17 protein-coding genes and 1 tRNA gene are annotated in these 16,704 nt (G+C 68.3%); 11 read left to right on the top strand and 7 right to left on the bottom strand.

What is annotated here, in order from left to right:
- Position 1: 1 nt before the first annotated feature.
- Genes lysA through argH form a run of 3 tightly spaced genes read right to left on the bottom strand, consistent with a single transcriptional unit; the run spans position 2 to position 2,896 of the window.
- Positions 2-1,261, bottom strand: a complete 1,260-nt coding sequence (gene lysA / locus J2W22_RS02550) for a diaminopimelate decarboxylase (protein ID WP_307116696.1) — start codon at positions 1,259-1,261, stop codon at positions 2-4.
- Positions 1,262-1,283: 22 nt separating this feature from the next.
- Complete coding sequence (locus tag J2W22_RS02545) at positions 1,284-1,520, bottom strand: hypothetical protein (RefSeq protein ID WP_307116695.1); 237 nt, start codon at positions 1,518-1,520, stop codon at positions 1,284-1,286.
- A complete protein-coding gene (argH, locus tag J2W22_RS02540; protein WP_307116694.1) occupies positions 1,517-2,896 on the bottom strand; it encodes an argininosuccinate lyase in 1,380 nt (459 codons plus the stop codon). The genes J2W22_RS02545 and argH overlap by 4 nt, the downstream gene beginning before the upstream one ends.
- A gap of 16 nt (positions 2,897-2,912) precedes the next feature.
- Between argH and J2W22_RS02535 the strand changes: the two genes are divergently transcribed.
- The 6 genes from J2W22_RS02535 (at position 2,913) to J2W22_RS02510 (ending at position 7,472) form a co-directional block, all read left to right on the top strand.
- On the top strand, positions 2,913-3,503 hold the full coding sequence (locus tag J2W22_RS02535) for a TlpA family protein disulfide reductase (RefSeq protein WP_307116693.1): 591 nt from the start codon (positions 2,913-2,915) through the stop codon (positions 3,501-3,503).
- A gap of 418 nt (positions 3,504-3,921) precedes the next feature.
- Positions 3,922-4,650 (top strand): pyrimidine utilization protein B, encoded by a 729-nt coding sequence (gene rutB, locus J2W22_RS02530; protein WP_307116692.1) that lies wholly within the window; start codon positions 3,922-3,924, stop codon positions 4,648-4,650.
- 4 nt (positions 4,651-4,654) lie between these two features.
- Positions 4,655-5,038, top strand: coding sequence for a pyrimidine utilization protein C (gene rutC / locus J2W22_RS02525; protein WP_307116691.1), 384 nt, complete (start codon positions 4,655-4,657; stop codon positions 5,036-5,038).
- Positions 5,038-5,814, top strand: a complete 777-nt coding sequence (rutD, locus tag J2W22_RS02520; RefSeq protein ID WP_307116690.1) for a pyrimidine utilization protein D — start codon at positions 5,038-5,040, stop codon at positions 5,812-5,814. The genes rutC and rutD overlap by 1 nt, the downstream gene beginning before the upstream one ends.
- A 2-nt stretch (positions 5,815-5,816) precedes the next feature.
- Positions 5,817-6,881: a pyrimidine utilization protein A gene (gene rutA, locus J2W22_RS02515; RefSeq protein WP_307116689.1), complete on the top strand. Its 1,065-nt coding sequence runs from the start codon at positions 5,817-5,819 to the stop codon at positions 6,879-6,881.
- A gap of 63 nt (positions 6,882-6,944) precedes the next feature.
- On the top strand, positions 6,945-7,472 hold the full coding sequence (locus tag J2W22_RS02510; protein ID WP_307116688.1) for an RcnB family protein: 528 nt from the start codon (positions 6,945-6,947) through the stop codon (positions 7,470-7,472).
- Between the two features lie 103 nt (positions 7,473-7,575).
- Here the strand turns inward: J2W22_RS02510 and J2W22_RS02505 are convergent.
- Positions 7,576-7,649: transfer RNA gene (locus J2W22_RS02505), tRNA-Gln, on the bottom strand.
- A 170-nt stretch (positions 7,650-7,819) separates the two neighbouring features.
- Here J2W22_RS02505 and J2W22_RS02500 point away from each other — a divergent pair.
- From J2W22_RS02500 to J2W22_RS02490, 3 genes are read left to right on the top strand one after another with little or no spacing between them, the layout of a single operon-like run.
- Complete coding sequence (locus J2W22_RS02500) at positions 7,820-8,887, top strand: Ppx/GppA phosphatase family protein (protein ID WP_373422928.1); 1,068 nt, start codon at positions 7,820-7,822, stop codon at positions 8,885-8,887.
- Entirely contained in the window at positions 8,884-9,567 is a 684-nt protein-coding gene (locus J2W22_RS02495) for an RlmE family RNA methyltransferase (RefSeq protein ID WP_307116686.1), read from the top strand. The genes J2W22_RS02500 and J2W22_RS02495 overlap by 4 nt, the downstream gene beginning before the upstream one ends.
- The gene (locus J2W22_RS02490; protein ID WP_307116685.1) at positions 9,564-9,851 is read left to right on the top strand and encodes a hypothetical protein; all 288 of its coding nucleotides are present in this window, start codon (positions 9,564-9,566) and stop codon (positions 9,849-9,851) included. Before J2W22_RS02495 ends, J2W22_RS02490 begins: the two co-directional genes overlap by 4 nt.
- A gap of 4 nt (positions 9,852-9,855) precedes the next feature.
- Here J2W22_RS02490 and J2W22_RS02485 read toward each other — a convergent pair whose 3' ends face one another.
- Positions 9,856-10,503, bottom strand: coding sequence for an immunity protein Imm33 domain-containing protein (locus tag J2W22_RS02485; RefSeq protein WP_307116684.1), 648 nt, complete (start codon positions 10,501-10,503; stop codon positions 9,856-9,858).
- 82 nt (positions 10,504-10,585) lie between these two features.
- Entirely contained in the window at positions 10,586-10,930 is a 345-nt protein-coding gene (gene rpoZ, locus J2W22_RS02480) for a DNA-directed RNA polymerase subunit omega (RefSeq protein ID WP_116839672.1), read from the bottom strand.
- Positions 10,931-11,138: 208 nt separating this feature from the next.
- On the opposite strand from rpoZ, the gene J2W22_RS02475 reads away from it, so the two are divergent.
- A complete protein-coding gene (locus J2W22_RS02475; RefSeq protein WP_307117974.1) occupies positions 11,139-12,302 on the top strand; it encodes a phospholipase D-like domain-containing protein in 1,164 nt (387 codons plus the stop codon).
- 209 nt (positions 12,303-12,511) lie between these two features.
- Here J2W22_RS02475 and J2W22_RS02470 read toward each other — a convergent pair whose 3' ends face one another.
- Positions 12,512-12,973, bottom strand: coding sequence for an Lrp/AsnC family transcriptional regulator (locus tag J2W22_RS02470; protein WP_307116683.1), 462 nt, complete (start codon positions 12,971-12,973; stop codon positions 12,512-12,514).
- A gap of 98 nt (positions 12,974-13,071) precedes the next feature.
- Here J2W22_RS02470 and putA point away from each other — a divergent pair, with 98 nt between their 5' ends.
- Entirely contained in the window at positions 13,072-16,665 is a 3,594-nt protein-coding gene (gene putA, locus J2W22_RS02465; protein WP_307116682.1) for a trifunctional transcriptional regulator/proline dehydrogenase/L-glutamate gamma-semialdehyde dehydrogenase, read from the top strand.
- The last annotated feature ends 39 nt before the right edge of the window (positions 16,666-16,704 follow it).

The following is a 16,704-nucleotide window of genomic DNA, read 5'->3' as shown; positions in this document are numbered from 1 at the left end:
CCTACTTCAGCCAGTCCGGGATCTGTTCCTCGCCCATGATCGTCTCGGCGGTGATCCGTCCCGCGACGACCTCGAACCGGTCGCCCGAGACGAGCACCTCCGGCACCAGGGCACGGCTGTTATAGGTGCTCGCCATGGTCGCGCCATAGGCACCGGCGCTCTGCAGCACCGCCAGGTCGCCGCTCTTCACTGCGTCGATCTCGCGATTCTTCAGGAACACGTCGCTGCTCTCGCAGACCGGCCCGCAGACATTGGCGACCATCGTCTCGCCCGAGGGCGTGACCGAGGCGAAGCCGTGATAGGCGTCGTAGAGCGCGACGCGCTGCAGGTCGTTCATCGCCGCGTCGACCACCACCCAGGGATTGGTCACGCCCGGCTTCACCCACAGCACCTCGGTGAGCAGCACGCCGGCATTGGCCGAGATGTGACGGCCCGGCTCGAACATCAGCTCGACGTCCCAGTCCTTCGTCACCCGCGCGACCATCTCGCCGAATGCGGCCGAGGTCGGCGGCACGTCGCCGGGCTTGTAGGCGACGCCCAGGCCGCCGCCCAGGTCGACATGGGTGATGGTGTGGCCGGCGGCGCGCAGCTCGGCGACCAGCTTGCCGACGCGCTCGAACGCGGCTTCGAGCGGGGCGAGGCTGAGCAGCTGGCTGCCGATATGCACCGCCACGCCGCGCAGGTTGATGCCCTCCAGCTTCGCCAGCCGGTCGAAGATCGCCGGGGCCTGGTCGATCGGCAGGCCGAACTTGTTCTCGGCCTTGCCGGTCGAGATCTTCTCGTGCGTGCCGGCATCGACGTCGGGGTTCACGCGCAGCGCCGCCGGGGCGACGATGCCCTTGGCATGCGCGATCTCGGCAAGGACGGCGCCTTCTTCCTCGAGCTCGAGGTTGAACTGGCCGATCCCGGCATCGAGCGCCTGGTGCAGTTCGCGGCGGGTCTTGCCGACGCCGGAGAACACCACGTCCTGCGCCGGGATGCCCGCCGCCAGCGCGCGCGACAGCTCGCCGCCCGAGACGACATCGGCGCCGAAGCCCTCGTTGGCCAACAGGCGCAGCACGGCGAGGTTCGGATTGGCCTTCACCGCAAAGGCGACATGATGCCGACCGACCGGCTTCAGGCCGTCGCGAAAGGCACGCGCGGCTTCGCGGAACGCCTCGGTCGAATAGGCATAGACGGGGGTACCGACCTGCTCGGCAATGCGCGCGAGCGGAACATTCTCGGCGTGCAGTTCGCCGCCGATCACTTCGAAATGGGACACTGAAAAGACTTCCTGTTGGGCCTTAGCGCGGCGGCAGGTCGAACGTGTCGCTGCGCCGCTGATCAGAGCTTTGGATGAGGTCGTCGCTGCGTGCCGGACGCGTCTGGACGGGGGGCTGGAGCAGGTCGGTCGGCGACGGCGTCGCTTTCGCACCATAGGGCGCGGCCGGCAGCGATGCCGTCGCCGCGGGTTTGAGCCCCTCGCGCGCGCCACAGCCCGCCAGGGCAAGCCCAAGTGCCAGCACCACCAGTCGCTTCATCGCCCTTCCTCCTGACGGCCCTTGCGCGCCGCCGCGATCGCTTCGCGCACCCGCTTCGGCGAGGTGCCGCCAAAGCTGGTACGGCTCGACACCGAGGCGTCGACGCTGAGAACGCCGTATACGCGCTCGTCGATCCGCGTGTCGATTTCCTTGAGTTGGGTGATCGATAGCTGATCGAGACGGATGCCCGCCTTCTCGGCGGCCGCCACCGCGCGCCCGGTGATGTGGTGCGCCTCGCGGAACGGGATGCCGCCCTCGCGCACCAGCCAGTCGGCCAGGTCCGTGGCCGTGGAGAACCCAGCCTCTGCCGCAGCACGCATCCGCTCCAGCCGGAAGGTCGCGCTCTCGACCATGCCGGTCATCGCCGCGATGCTGAGCCCCAGCAGGTCATGCGCCTCGAACACCGGCGGCTTGTCGTCCTGCATGTCCTTCGAATAGGCGAGCGGCAGGCCCTTCATCGTGATCATCAGGCTGACCAGCGCGCCGGTGATCCGGCCCGAATGGCCGCGCACCAGCTCGGCCGCATCGGGATTGCGCTTCTGCGGCATGATCGAGCTGCCGGTCGACCATTGGTCGCTCAGCGACACGAAGCCGAAGGGCTGGCTCGCCCAGATCACGAATTCCTCGGCCAGGCGGCTGAGGTGCAGCGCGGTCTGCGCGGCGGCGGTGAGATACTCGATCGCGAAGTCGCGGTCGGAAACCGAATCGAGCGAGTTGCGCGTCGGCCCGTCGAAGCCGAGTGCCTTTGCGGTGGCCTCACGGTCGAGGTTGAAGCCGGTGCCGGCCAGCGCCGCCGAGCCGAGCGGGCAGAGGTTGAGCCGCGCCCGGGCATCGATGAAGCGCGAGCGGTCGCGCCCGATCATCTCGAAATAGGCCATCAGGTGATGGCCGAGCGTCACCGGCTGGGCGACCTGGAGGTGGGTGAAGCCCGGCATCACGCTGTCGGCATGTTCCTCGGCGCGCGCGAGCAGCGCGTCCTGCAGCGCGCCCAGCGCAGCCTCGGCCTGGTCGATCGCATCGCGCACCCACAGGCGGAAGTCGGTCGCCACCTGGTCGTTGCGCGAGCGGGCAGTGTGCAGCCGCCCCGCGGTCGCGCCGATCTTCTCGGCCAGCCGCGATTCGGCGAGCATGTGGATGTCCTCGAGCGCCAGGTCCTCGGGCACGCCCTGCGCCTCGAAATCGGCCGCGACCGCGCCCAGCCCGGCATGGATCGCCGCCGCGTCCTCGGCGGCGACGATGCCCTGCGCGCCCAGCATGGTCACATGTGCCTGGCTCCCGCGCAGATCCTGGCGCCACATTCGCTTGTCGAAGGGAATGGATGCGTTAATCTCGCGCATGACTGCAGACGGGCCTTCGGCGAAGCGCCCACCCCACATGGCATTGGAGCTGTCCTTGCGCTCGGCTATCTCACTTCTCCTGCTCGGCACCCTGATGATCGCGGGGTGCGATAAGCGCTCCGGGCCCGGAAGCCAAGCAAACGAAACTATCCCTGCGGCCAATGCGGCGGCAGGTGCCCCGGCAGCGGCGGAAGCGCCGGCGGACAAGGGCAAGATCGATCGCAGCCACAAGGGGGAGGCGGCGCCCGCCACCCCCTTCACCGATCCCGACGGCAAGAAGACGACGCTCGCCGCGTTCAAGGGCAAGCCGGTGCTGCTCAATCTCTGGGCGACCTGGTGCATCCCGTGCCGCGCCGAGATGCCGACGCTCGATGCGCTCGCCGGCCAGAAGGGCGATGCGCTGCCGGTGATCACGCTGAGCCAGGACTTCAAGGGCCGCGAATCCGTCGATCCCTATTTCGCCAAGGCCGGCTTCAAGCATCTCAAGCCCTGGACCGACATGGATGCGGCGTTCAGCCTCGGCATGCAGGCCAATCTGCCGACCACGATCCTCTACGATGCCGCCGGCAAGGAAGTCTGGCGCGTCTCGGGCGAGATGGACTGGGCCGGCGCCAAGGCCGCCGCGCTGCTGGCGGAGGCGGGCTAGGCCGTCCAACACCATCCTCTCCCCATTCTCAACCGTCATCCCCGCGAAAGCGGGGACCCATCTCCAGGACTATCCAGGCGCGAACCGGCTGTATCTGCCGATAGCGCAGGAGATGGGTCCCCGCTTGCGCGGGGATGACGATGGGTTGGGGCCCCTATCCGTTTCACCTTGCAATGTAGGATTCCGTCTGCTCCGCTTCCGCGGCCGGATCTAATCCCGGCCGCTCTTTGATGCCGTAGGAAAAATAGGATCCCGCCCGCGCAAGGAAGTTGCGGGATGCGGTGCGTTCTCGGGAAAACAGGGAAAATAGGCGCCGCGAAAACCCGCTTCGGGCGTGTACTTCGTGGACTTTGCCGAGTCGGCGCAGCACCCGATGTAGGACTTGTGCGCCGCGCCATTCTCGGGAACACTCCCCGAAATGACAGGCGAACCCACGGTAGGCCGCGACCTTTCCGGCCCGCGCATCGTCACGCTTCCCGCCCGGCCCGAGCCGATCCGCGTGCATGCCGACGAGACGGCGATCGTCGTGATCGACATGCAGAACGCCTATGCCTCGCCCGGCGGCTATGTCGACCAGGCCGGGTTCGACATCTCGGGCTCGGCGGGGACGATCGGCAAGATCGCCGCGGTGCTCGACACCGCCCGCACGGCCGGCATGCCGGTGATCTATCTCCAGAATGGCTGGGACCCGGACTATGTCGAAGCCGGCGGCCCCGGCTCGCCCAACTGGCACAAGTCCAATGCGTTGAAGACGATGCGCGCCAGGCCCGAGCTCAGCGGCAAGCTGCTCGCCCGCGGCACCTGGGATTACGAGCTGGTCGATGCGCTGGCACCGAAGCCGGGCGACATCCGCCTCCACAAGACCCGCTACAGCGCCTTCTTCAACTCGCAGCTCGATTCGACGCTTCGGTCGAGGGGCATCCGCAACATCGTCTTCGTCGGCATCGCCACCAATGTCTGTGTCGAGAGCACGCTGCGCGACGGCTTCCACCTCGAATATTTCGGGGTGATGCTCGAGGATGCGACGCACCATCTCGGTCCGCCGATGATGCAGCAAGCCACGGTCTACAATGTCGAGAAGTTCTTCGGCTGGGTCTCGACCACCGCCGACTTCTGCGGCAGCTTCGGCCAATTGCCCAGGGAGTAGCCTCATGCCCTTCGAGCCGATCAATCCGCCCCAGTTCCCCACCCCGATCGCCCCCTATTCGGCCGGCGCCAAGGCGGGCAACACCGTCTATGTCTCGGGCGTGCTGGCGCTGGGCGAGGGTGGCATCGTCCTCCATGTCGGCGATGCCGCGGGGCAGACGCGCCATATTCTGGAGGTGATCAAGACCACGCTCGAGGCGGCCGGCGCGAGCCTGGAGGACGTGGCGATGAACCACATCTTCCTCAAGGATTTCGCCGACTATCCGGTCTTCAACCAGATCTATGCCGAGTATTTCCCCGGCGCCAAGCCGGCCCGTTATTGCATCCGGGCCGATCTGGTGAAGCCCGATTGCCTGGTCGAGATTGCCTCGGTGGCGCATATCGGCTGATGCCCGAGGCGGCGGGGCTCTATTATGAGGAACATGGCAGCGGTCCCCCGCTGATCCTCTCCGCCGGCATGGGCGGTTCGGGCAATTACTGGCGGCCGAACCTGCCGGCGCTTGCCGAGCGCCACCGCGTCATCCTCTACGACCATCGCGGCACCGGCCGCTCGGACCGCACCGTCACCCCGCGGATCGAGAGTATCGGCGAGGATATCCGCCTGTTGATGGACGCGCTCGGCATCGCGCGGGCTTCGATCCTCGGCCATGCGATCGGTGGCATGGGCGGGCTCAGCCTGGCGCTCGACATGCCGGAGCGCATCGAGAAGCTGGTGGTGGTCAATGGCTGGGGCCGGCTCGACCCCTATACGCAGCGCTGCTTCGATGCCCGGCTCGCGCTGCTGCGCGCCTATGGCCCGGGCAAATATGTCGATGCCCAGCCGATCTTCCTGTTCCCGCCTCGCTGGATTTCGGAAAATGACGCGCGGCTGGAGGAAGAGGCGCGGCACCATGTCGCCGGTTTCCCCGCCGACATGGTCGAGGCGCGCATCCTCGAGGCGCTGCAGTTCGACCTGATCGACCGGCTGGAGGCCAGGCCGCTCGCCAGGCCCGTGCTGCTGCTGGTCAGCGACGACGATGCCCTCGTCCCGCCCAGCTGCTCGGAGCGGCTTGCGCAAGCCCTGCCGCAGGCGCAGCTTGTCCGCATGCCCTGGGGAGGGCACGCCTGCAACGTCACCGATCCGCCGGGCTTCGAGGCCCGCGTGCTCGCATTTCTGGGGGAATAACAATGGAAGTCGGCGTCTTCGTTCCCATCAACAACAATGGCTGGCTGATCAGCGAGAACGCGCCGCAGTACATGCCGAGCTTCGATCTCAACAAGGAGATCGCGCTCCGCGCCGAGAAGCACGGCCTCGATTTCCTGCTCTCGATGATCAAGCTGCGCGGGTTCGGCGGCAAGACCGAGTTCTGGGAATATGGGCTGGAGAGCTTCACGCTGATGGCCGGCCTCGCCGCGGTTACCGAGAAGATCAAGATCTACGCCACCTGCCCGACGCTGGTCATCCCGCCGGCCTTCGCCGCGCGGATGTGCAACACGATCGATTCGATCAGCCATGGCCGGTTCGGGCTCAACCTGATCACCGGCTGGCAGCGGCCCGAGTACAGCCAGATGGGTCTGTGGCCGGGCGACGAGCATTTCCGCAACCGCTATCAGATGCTCGACGAATACGCCCAGATCCTGCGCGAGCTGTGGGAGACCGGGCGCAGCGACCTGAAGGGCACCTACTACCAGATGGACGATTGCCTCGTCCGCCCCACGCCCCAGGGCGAGATGAAGATCATCTGTGCCGGCTCGTCGGACGAGGGGCTCGCCTTCTCGGCGAAATGGGCGGACTATGCCTTCTGCCTCGGCAAGGGCGTCAACACGCCCACTGCCTTCGCCTTCAACAACGAGCGGCTCGCCGAAGCGACGGCGAAGACCGGACGCGACGTGAAGGTGTTCGTGCTGGTCATGGTGATCGCCGACGAGACCGACGAGGGGGCGATGGCCAAATGGCAGTTGTACCGCGACGGCCTCGACATCGACGCAGTGCGCTGGCTGATCGACCAGGGCGCCGCCGACAAGAACAACCCGACCACCAATGTCCGCCAGCTCGCCGCGCCGGAGGGGGCGGTGAACATCAACATGGGCACCCTGGTCGGCAGCTATGAGAGCGTCGCGCGGATGCTCGACGAGATGGCCGAAGTGCCCAACACCGGCGGCGTGCTGCTGACCTTCGACGACTTCCTCGAAGGCGTCGAGAATTTCGGCACGCGCATCCAGCCGCTGATGAAGAGCCGCGCCGGGCGCTGAGCGCGCAGCCTTTTGGCCGGCGGATCGTTTCGGGGGTGGGATTTCTCGAAGTCGGAGAAGCACATGAAGAAGCTGACTTCCCTCGCCGCGATGGCGATCCTCCTGGCACCGGCGCTGGCCGAGGCGCAGCAGCACCGTCCGGGCGACCGGCCTCCCGGCCAGCAGCGCCCGCCCTCCGGCGGGCATCATGGCGGACCCGGCGGTCCTGGTGGTGGTCCGGGCCGGCCCAATCCGGGCCAGCCGGGCGTCCGGCCGCCGACGCCGCGCCCGCCGATCGTCCGTCCGCCGAACCCGCGGCCTCCGGTGGCGCGCCCGCCGCACCGGCCCGGCATCGGCCGTCCGCCACAGTTCCGGCCGATCCACCGTCCGGGCTTCCGCTATCCGCCCGGCTATCGCTACCAGCGCTGGTCGATCGGCGGGCTGCTGCCGCTGCTCTTCCTGTCGAACAATTATTATTATGACGACTGGTACGATCTCGGCCTCGGCGCGCCGCCGCGCGGCTATCGCTGGGTGCGCTACGGCCCGGACCTGCTGCTGGTCAATGTGCGCACTCGCCGCGTGGTCGATGTGATCTACGGCGCCTTCTACTGATCGGGCGGGCGCGGTCCGACCCGGATCGCGCCCGTTTCCGATACTTCGGGCACGACGATTCGCTGCCGGGGCGGCGGCGGTTCGCTGATCTGAGGATGAAATTTGGATGCCCCGTGAGGATTCGAACCTCAATTGACGGAGTCAGAGTCCGTAGTCTTACCTTTAGACGACGGGGCATCACGCGGCATCACTGCCGGCAGGCGGGGCGCAATACGGTGCTGATCCGGCGCTGTCAACGCCCCCTGCCCCGCCGCCTTCTTGCTCCCGCTCCCACTCTCCGCTAGCCTCGCATCCAAGCACCGGCGGCGAAAAAGCCGTGACGGAACAGAACATAAGCGAGTGATATGATGGGGGATGGCACCGCCAATATGCCCCGCGGCCGTGGTTCCGGAAAAGTCCGGAGGGGCGCGCCGCCGATACAGCGGCCCCAGGAGCGGCCGATGCGCGGCCGGCCGGGCGAGGCGCGCCACTATGCGGCGCTCGACCTGGGCACCAATAATTGCCGGCTGCTGATCGCCCGTCCGCAGGGATCGGGCTTCGCGGTGGTCGATGCCTTTTCGCGAATCGTCCGGCTGGGCGAGGGGCTGGCGACCAGCGGCAGGCTCTCCGACGCCGCGATCGAGCGGACCATCGCCGCGCTGCGGATCTGCGCCGAGAAGCTCAAGCGCCGCAACGTGACGCTCGCCCGCTCGGTGGCGACCGAGGCGTGCCGCCAGGCGTCCAACGGCACCGAGTTCATCGAGCGCGTCTATCGCGAGACCGGCATCGCGCTCGACATCATCACCGCCGAGGAAGAGGCGCGGCTCGCCGTGCTGGGCTGCCACGCACTGCTCGAGCCCGGCGACGGCCCGGCTCTGGTGTTCGACATCGGCGGCGGCTCGACCGAGCTGGTGCTGGTCGATTCGCGCGGCGGCGACGTGCCTCGGATCCTCGACTGGCACAGCGCGCCCTGGGGCGTGGTCTCGCTGACCGAGGCTTCGGGCGACGCCGAGACGGCGGAGGACCGTGCCGCGCTCTATGCCGGCATGCGCGCCCGCGTCGCCGAGAGCTTCGCGCCCTTCGCCAAGCGCCTCCGCCCCCCGCGCGGCACGCGGCGGCTGCTCGGCACCTCGGGCACCGTCACCACGCTCGCCAGCGTGCATCTTGGGCTCGCCGCCTATGACCGATCGGTGGTCGACGGGCTGATCGTCCCGGCCCCGGCGATGCGCGAGGTCAGCCAGCGCATCTCCGGCATGAGCATGGCCGAGCGCAGCCAGGTGCCGTGCATCGGCTCCGAGCGTGCCGACCTGGTCGTTGCCGGCTGCGCTATCCTCGAGACGATTCTCGATCTATGGCCCGCCGAACGGCTCGGCATCGCCGATCGCGGCATCCGCGAAGGCATCCTCCGCCGCCTGATCAACGGGAGAATCTTGTGAGCAGAGGCGGCGGACGCGGCCATACCCGCGTGCTGACGGCGCGCAAGCGCACCGCGCAGTCGACGCGCTGGCTCGAACGCCAGCTCAACGATCCGTACGTCAAGCGCGCCAAGGCCGAGGGCTATCGCAGCCGCGCGGCCTACAAGCTGATCGAGCTCGACGAGAAGTTCGGCTTCCTCAAGGGCAAGAAGCGCGTGCTCGACCTGGGCATCGCGCCGGGCGGCTGGACCCAGGTGGTGCGTAGGCGGCTGCCCAAGGCGCCGGTGGTCGGCATCGACCTGCTGCCCGTCGATCCGATCGACGGCGCGATCATCCTCCAGATGGACTTCATGGACGATGCCGCGCCCGACCGGCTGATCGAGGAACTGGGCGGCGCGCCGGACCTGATCGTCTCGGACATGGCGGCCAACACCGTCGGCCATCCGCAGACCGATGCGCTGCGGACGATGGGCCTGGTCGAGACCGCGCTCGATTTCGCGATCCAGGTGCTCGAGCCCGGCGGCGATTTCGTCGCCAAGGTGTTCGCCGGCGGCGCCGATTCGTCGCTGGTCGCCGAGATGAGGCGCAACTTCACCACCGTAAAGCACGCCAAGCCGCCGTCGAGCCGCAAGGGCTCGGTCGAATGGTTCGTGGTGGCGCAGGGCTTCAAGGGGCGGAAGGCGGCGCCGGCCGGGGAATGACCGTCGACTTGCTCTGGGCGGCCGTGATCCTGTTGCTCGGGGTCAAGCTGGCCGCGACGCTGGTCCTGCTCCCGCGATCGCCCGAGGCGCGGCTGGCTTCCTCTCGGGGGCGGTTGCTGTGGGGGGCGACCAAGATCACTCCGCTGCTCGCGGTGCCGTGCCTGATCGCGATTGCCTGGATCGAGCGGGACCGTGCGGGGATGCTCGTCTATCCGTTGCTGATGGTCTTCGTGCTCGTCGCGGTGCCCTTGATCGCCTGGCGCCGCTTCGGGCGCGCGGGATAGCCACCTATTCCGGGTTGTAGCGGTTCGCTGCGAAGTCGCGCAGGAATGCCGATCCAGCGGGCGAATCGATCAGGTGCAGCCAGCTGTCGTCCCGGTTGAGCACTGCCCCGACCGCGGTATAGTGCACCTCGCGCGCTTCTATCTCCGCGTCGGTCGCGTCGCCCATGCGACCGCGTATCCGCCAGCCGCTGTCCGGATGCTGCTCGCCCTCCTCGCTTTCCGGCGCTTCGCGATAGAGGAACTCGACCGGTTCGGAACCGTCGAGCACGCAGGCATCGACGAGGCAGCGCTCCCAGTATTCACGATGTTCGACAGGCGGTGGCGCAGCTTCTGCATCTGCCCAGTCGATCGCGATGACGTGATGGCGTGCGAACCGGACGGGCTCGCCCAATTGCAGCGTCGAGCTTGGTTCCAGGGGAACGTTGTCGAGCGTGCCGGTCATTGCATCGCCGTCGACCGTCTCGATCAGCACCCACATCCGCTCCGCCGACCATTGCTCGGTCGGATGGAGATATTCGAAGATCAGCTTGGCGTGATCGTCCTTGCCCACCGCGGCGATCTCGGCCGCGCTGGGCAGGAAGAAGGTATAGGGCGCTTCCGCGGCATTGATGCGGGGATCGCTCAGTTGGTAGCGCGGATCGGCGGATGGCATGGCCGCATCCTAGCCCGCGACGCACAAAGCAAAAGGGCCGGAGTTGCCCCCGGCCCTTTGCAAAGTTCAGCGATTCGCCGGCTCAGCCGTCGTAGTCGCCGCCCAGATTCTGGTTGCGCGGCGGGGCAGCGGCAGTGAGGCGGAGCGCCTCGGCCGAAGCTGCGATCGAGCCGACCTCGTCCGGGGCCTCCTCGTCGTCGATCTGCACGCGCTGCAGGCTCGAGACCACGGCCTCTTCCAGGTGAGTCGGGCGAACCGTCTCCTCGGCGATCTCGCGCAGGGCGACGACCGGGTTCTTGTCGCGGTCGCGATCGATGGTCAGATCGGCGCCGCCCGAGATCTGGCGGGCGCGCTGCGCCGCGAACAGCACGAGATCGAAACGGTTGGGAACCTTGTCGACGCAATCTTCGACAGTGACGCGCGCCATCTACGCTTCCTTGAAAAACGGAGTGTCCGGGAAAGGGCGCGATTTAGGGTCCAGCTGTGGAAAAGTCAAGAAAATGGGCGCCCCGCCCGCGCGGCGAACCGAATCGCCGCCCGCGCGTTGGGAACGCCATCGCAACGATGTCCGCGGAGTCCCCTTGGAAGCGCTCGCCCCCCTTGCTCCGCAAGCGATGGTCCCGCATCACCAGCCGATGCGCTTCAACCAGCCGAGCTACACCGTCGAAGGCAACCGGCTGACGCTGCTGCCCGACGGGCCCGAACGGCTCGAGGCGCTGCTCGACCTGATGCGCCGCGCGACCCGCACGCTGCGCGTGCTCTACTACATCTATGTCGATGACGAGGCCGGCGCCGCGGTGCGCCAGGCGCTGATCGAGGCGGCGGCGCGCGGGGTGAAGGTCAGCCTGATCGTCGACGGGCTGGGCAGCGAGCATGCCCAGAGCCGCCGCTTCTTCGATCCGCTCCACGAAGCCGGCGTCGATGTCTGCCGCTTCGTGCCGCGCTGGGGGCGGCGCTATCTGCTGCGCAACCACCAGAAGCTCGCGCTCGCCGACGAGGAGCGGGTGATCATCGGCGGGTTCAATATCGAGGACAGCTATTTCGGCACGATCGCCGAGGCCGCCTGGCGCGACCTGGGGCTGCTGGTCGAGGGGCCCGCGGCCGGGCGGCTGGTCGGCTATTTCGACGCGCTGTCGAACTGGGCCAAGCGCCCGCGCGCCAGCTTGCGCAAGCTGGCCAAGACGCTGCGCACCTGGAGCGAGCCCGAAGGCGCGACGCGCTGGCTGCTCGGCGGGCCGATGCGCCGGCTCTCGCCCTGGGCGCGCGAAGTGAAGCGCGACATGGACCGGGCGCAGTCGATCGACATCATCGCCGCCTATTTCGCCCCCAACCCGGCGATGCTCCGCCGGCTCGACCGCGCCGGCCAGCGCGGACGGGTGCGGCTGGTGCTGCCCTCCAAGCTCGATCACGGCGCGGCGATCTGGGCGGCGCGCTTCACCTACGCCGGCCTGCTGCGCAAGAACGTCCAGATCTACGAATATCAGCCGACCAAGCTCCACGCGAAGCTGTTCCTGCTCGACGATGTGGTGAACATCGGCTCGGCCAATTTCGACATCCGCTCGATGTTCCTCAACCTCGAGCTGATGTTCCGCGTCGAGGATCCCGCCTTCGCCGCCTATGTCCGCGCCTTTGTCGACGGCGAGGTGGCGCGGTCCGAGCGGATCACGCCCGAGCTCTACAAGGCGCGCACCGGCCCCTGGACGCGGATTAAGCAGGCGGCGGCGTATTTCGTGATGGCGGTGCTCGACTATAACGTCACCCGCCGGCTGAACTTCGCGCCGAAGCGCTCGCGGCCATAGGGGCTGGGCGCTTCGGAATTCCGTCGATGACACGGTTTCAACAAATACTGCGTCACCCCGGCCTTGTGCCGGGGTCCACTGTGCCGCACCGGCCGGACTCGAACCTCCTGTCCACGACTCGCCTCCCCGTGGACCCCGGCACAAGGCCGGGGTGACGGAAAAGATGCGCAGACGAACCTTTGCAATTCCGTCCAAGCAAAGTTTGCAAACTAATCCTTGATCGTCTCCATCGCGACGAAGGTCGATGTGCTGGCGACATGCGGCAGGCTGGAGATTTTCTCCCCCAGCACGATCCGGTAGCGGCGGATATCGGCGGTGCGCACCTTGAGCAGATAGTCGAAATTGCTCGCCAGCATGTGGCATTCCTCGACCTCGGGAATGCGCCGCACCGCCGCGTTGAACTCCTGCAACGCCTTCTCCCGCGTGTCGGCCAGCTTCACTTCGGTGAAGGCGATATGGTCGAGCCCCAGCCGTGCCGGATCGACGATCGCGCGGAAGCCGCGGATCACGCCGGTGTCGATCAGGCGCTTGAGCCGCACCTGGGCGGGCGTCTTGGAGAGCCCCACCTGTCTGGCGAGATCGGTGACGGTCATCCGCCCGTCCGCGGCCAGCGCGGCGACGATCTTGCGGTCGAACTCGTCCAGATCGACTATTGCGGGGGGTCTCTTCATGATTTTCGCCTAGCAGATCGCCAGTAATATGGCGAATGCGCCTGTAATTGCTCGCGGATAAGTCGGATCGACCAAGGGCAAGCGCATATATTGGCGCGATGACCCAGCCAGCGCCCTTCGCCACCTTCGCTCCGCCCGTCCGTGAGCCGACGCCGCTCCGCCAGGCGATCACCGCCGCCTATCGCCGCGATGAGCGCGAGGCCCTGGTGCCGCTGATCGAGGCAGCGACGCTCGACGAGGCGACCCGGGCTGCGGTCCGCGAGACGGCGAACCAGTTGGTCACGGGTCTCCGCGCCCGCCGCCGCAGCGGCGCGGTCGAATCGCTGGTCCAGGAATATGCGCTGTCGAGCGAGGAGGGCGTCGCGCTGATGTGCCTTGCCGAGGCTTTGCTCCGCATCCCCGACGATGCCACCCGCGATGCGCTGATCCGCGACAAGATCGCCGATGGCGACTGGCGCGCGCATCTCGGCGGCAAGCCGCTGTTCGTCAACGCGGCGACCTGGGCGCTGGTGGTGACCGGCAAGCTGGTCGGCACCGCCGACGACAAGGGCCTGGGCGCCGCGCTGATGCGGCTGGTCGCGCGCGCCGGCGAGCCGGTGATCCGCCGCGCCATCGACATCGCGATGCGGATGATGGGCGAGCAATTCGTCACCGGCGAGACGATCGCCGAGGCCCTGAAGCGCGCCCGGCACGAGGAGGCCAAGGGCTTCCGCTACAGCTATGACATGCTGGGCGAGGCGGCGACGACCGGTGCCGATGCCGAGCGCTATTACCGCGACTATGAGAACGCGATCCATGCGATCGGCAAGGCGTCGGCCAGGCGCGGCATCTATGAAGGGCCGGGCATCTCGATCAAGCTGTCGGCGCTCCACCCGCGCTATGCCCGCTCGCAGGCCGATCGGGTGATGGGTGAGCTGCTGCCGCGGGTGAAGACGCTCGCCGCGCTGGCCCGCAGCTATGACATCGGCCTCAACATCGATGCCGAGGAGGCCGACCGGCTCGAGCTGTCGCTCGACCTGCTCGAGAGCCTGGCGCTCGATCCGGATCTGGCCGGCTGGGACGGGCTCGGCTTCGTCGTCCAGGCATACGGGAAGCGCTGTCCCTTCGTGATCGACTGGATCATCGACCTTGCCGGACGCGCCGGGCGCCGGATCATGGTGCGGCTGGTCAAGGGCGCCTATTGGGATGCCGAGATCAAGCGCGCCCAGGTCGACGGCCTGCCCGACTTTCCGGTCTATACCCGCAAGATCCACACCGATGTCGCGTACATCGCCTGCGCCCGGAAGCTGCTGGCGGCGACCGATCGCGTGTTCCCCCAGTTCGCCACCCACAATGCCCAGACGCTGGCGACGATCTACCAGCTCGCCGGGCCCGACTTCGTCGTCGGCAAGTACGAGTTCCAGTGCCTCCACGGCATGGGCGAGCCGCTCTACGAGCAGGTCGTCGGCAAGGAGAAGCTCGACCGGCCCTGCCGCATCTACGCGCCGGTGGGCACGCACGAGACCCTCCTGGCCTATCTCGTCCGCCGTTTGCTGGAGAATGGCGCCAATTCCTCCTTCGTGAACCGTATCGCCGATCCCGACATCCCCGTCTCCGAGCTGGTCGCCGACCCGGTCGCGCAGGTGCAGGCGATGCCCAACCCCGGCGCGCATCACGACAGGATCGCCCTGCCCTATGCGCTGTATCCCGATCGCCGGAACTCGGACGGTCTTGACCTGAGCGACGAGCAGGCGCTCGCCGCGCTCGGCCAGGCGCTCCAGCACAGCGCGACGATCGCCTGGCGCGCCGAACCCGCCGACGGACAGGGCACCGAGCGGAAGGTCTGCAATCCCGCCGATCACCGCGACACGGTAGGCGTAGTGGTCGAGGTCTCGCCGGAGGCTGCCGCCGCCGCTGTCACCCGCGCCGCCGCATCGAGCTGGGGCGCCACCCCCGTCGCCCGCCGCGCCGCGATGCTCGAGGCCGCCGCCGATGCGATGCAGGCGCGCATGCCGGTGCTGCTCGGCCTGATCGTGCGCGAGGCGGGCAAGTCGCTGCCCAACGCCATCGCCGAGGTCCGCGAGGCGATTGACTTCCTGCGCTATTATGCCGAGCGCGCCCGCGCCACCTTCGGCCCGGCCCAGGCGCCACTAGGCCCGGTGGTCTGCATCAGCCCGTGGAACTTCCCGCTGGCGATCTTCACCGGCCAGGTCGCTGCGGCGCTGGTCGCGGGCAATCCGGTGCTCGCCAAGCCGGCCGAGGAGACCCCGCTGATCGCCGCCCAGGCCGTGGCGCTGCTCCATGACGCAGGCGTGCCCGCCGATGCGCTCCAACTCGTCCCCGGCGACGGCCCGATCGGCGCGGCACTGGTCGGTGCGCCGGAGACCGCGGGCGTGATGTTCACCGGCTCGACCGACGTCGCCCGGCTGATCCAGCGCCAGCTCGCCACCCGCCTGTCGCCCGCCGGCAAGCCGATCCCGCTGGTCGCCGAGACCGGCGGGCAGAATGCGATGATCGTCGACAGCTCCGCGCTCGCCGAACAGGTCGTGGCCGACGTCATCGCCTCGGCCTTCGACAGTGCCGGCCAGCGCTGCTCGGCACTGCGCATCCTCTGCCTGCAGGAGGAAGTCGCCGATCGCACGCTGGCAATGCTCAAGGGCGCGCTCAAGGAGCTGCGCATCGGGCGGACCGACGCGCTCGCCATCGATACCGGCCCGGTGATCACCGCCGAAGCGCAAGGCAATATCGAGCGCCATATCGCGACGATGCGTGTCCGCGGCCACAGGATCGAGCAGCAGGACCTGCCCGCCGCCGCCGGGCACGGCACCTTCGTGCCGCCGACGATCATCGAGATCGGCCATATCGCCGATGTCGAGCGCGAGGTGTTCGGCCCGGTCCTCCACGTCCTGCGCTACCGCCGCGACGACCTGTCCGCGCTGATCGATGCGATCAACGCCACCGGCTACGGCCTCACCTTCGGCCTCCACACCCGCCTCGACGCGACGATCGCCGAGGTCACCAGCCGGGTGAAGGCCGGCAACCTCTATGTGAACCGCAACGTGATCGGCGCGATCGTCGGGGTGCAGCCATTCGGCGGGCACGGGCTTTCGGGCACCGGGCCCAAGGCGGGCGGACCGCTCTATCTCGGTCGGCTGGTGCACGAGGCGCCGGTGGCGGTCGAGCCGAGCGGCACGGCCGCGACGCCGCTTTCGGAATTCGCCGCCTGGCTCGAAGCGCAGGGCGAGGCCAAGGCGGCCCGGGCCGCGCTGCATTATGGCACGGTCTCGGCGCTGGGTGCCGAGCGCACGCTGCCCGGGCCGGTCGGCGAGGATAATCTCTACGCGCTCCACCCGCGCGGCCGCATCCTGATGCGCCCGGTCACGACCGCCGGCCTCCACGCCCAGATCGCCACGGTGCTGGCGACCGGCAACCGGGGCACGCTGCAGGGCATGGCGCTCCCCGCCGGCCTGCCGCCGCGCGTCGCCGCTGCCTTCGCACCCGGCGACGAGCCCATCGCCGCCGCGCTGGTCGAGGGTGATGCGGCGCAGGTCGCTGCGGTGGCGCAGGAACTGGCCGAGCGCGACGGCCCGATCGTGACCCTGCTCACCCCGGGCGCGTCGGGCTATCCGACCGACCTGCTGCTCGAGGAAGTGTCGATCTCGATCAACACCACCGCGGCAGGCGGCAATGCCAGCCTGATGACGATCGGCTGACGCATAGGGCTCGATCGGCGGGGGCTTGATCGGCGGGGC

It is taken from the genome of Sphingomonas kyeonggiensis, from assembly GCF_030812785.1.
GTDB classification, from domain to species: Bacteria; Pseudomonadota; Alphaproteobacteria; order Sphingomonadales; family Sphingomonadaceae; genus Sphingomonas; species Sphingomonas kyeonggiensis_B.
This window is presented reverse-complemented; position numbering and strand designations above follow the sequence as displayed.

Bases quoted from the DNA above. Each gene is read 5' to 3' on its own strand.
- J2W22_RS02545 (WP_307116695.1), bottom strand. From the start codon at position 1,520: ATGAAGCGACTGGTGGTGCTGGCACTTGGGCTTGCCCTGGCGGGCTGT.
- argH (WP_307116694.1), bottom strand. From the start codon at position 2,896: ATGTGGGGTGGGCGCTTCGCCGAAGGCCCGTCTGCAGTCATGCGCGAG.
- rutB (WP_307116692.1), top strand. From the start codon at position 3,922: ATGACAGGCGAACCCACGGTAGGCCGCGACCTTTCCGGCCCGCGCATC.
- rutC (WP_307116691.1), top strand. From the start codon at position 4,655: ATGCCCTTCGAGCCGATCAATCCGCCCCAGTTCCCCACCCCGATCGCC.
- rutD (WP_307116690.1), top strand. From the start codon at position 5,038: ATGCCCGAGGCGGCGGGGCTCTATTATGAGGAACATGGCAGCGGTCCC.
- rutA (WP_307116689.1), top strand. From the start codon at position 5,817: ATGGAAGTCGGCGTCTTCGTTCCCATCAACAACAATGGCTGGCTGATC.
- J2W22_RS02510 (WP_307116688.1), top strand. From the start codon at position 6,945: ATGAAGAAGCTGACTTCCCTCGCCGCGATGGCGATCCTCCTGGCACCG.
- J2W22_RS02500 (WP_373422928.1), top strand. From the start codon at position 7,820: ATGGGGGATGGCACCGCCAATATGCCCCGCGGCCGTGGTTCCGGAAAA.
- J2W22_RS02490 (WP_307116685.1), top strand. From the start codon at position 9,564: ATGACCGTCGACTTGCTCTGGGCGGCCGTGATCCTGTTGCTCGGGGTC.
- J2W22_RS02485 (WP_307116684.1), bottom strand. From the start codon at position 10,503: ATGCCATCCGCCGATCCGCGCTACCAACTGAGCGATCCCCGCATCAAT.
- rpoZ (WP_116839672.1), bottom strand. From the start codon at position 10,930: ATGGCGCGCGTCACTGTCGAAGATTGCGTCGACAAGGTTCCCAACCGT.
- J2W22_RS02475 (WP_307117974.1), top strand. From the start codon at position 11,139: ATGCGCTTCAACCAGCCGAGCTACACCGTCGAAGGCAACCGGCTGACG.
- J2W22_RS02470 (WP_307116683.1), bottom strand. From the start codon at position 12,973: ATGAAGAGACCCCCCGCAATAGTCGATCTGGACGAGTTCGACCGCAAG.
- putA (WP_307116682.1), top strand. From the start codon at position 13,072: ATGACCCAGCCAGCGCCCTTCGCCACCTTCGCTCCGCCCGTCCGTGAG.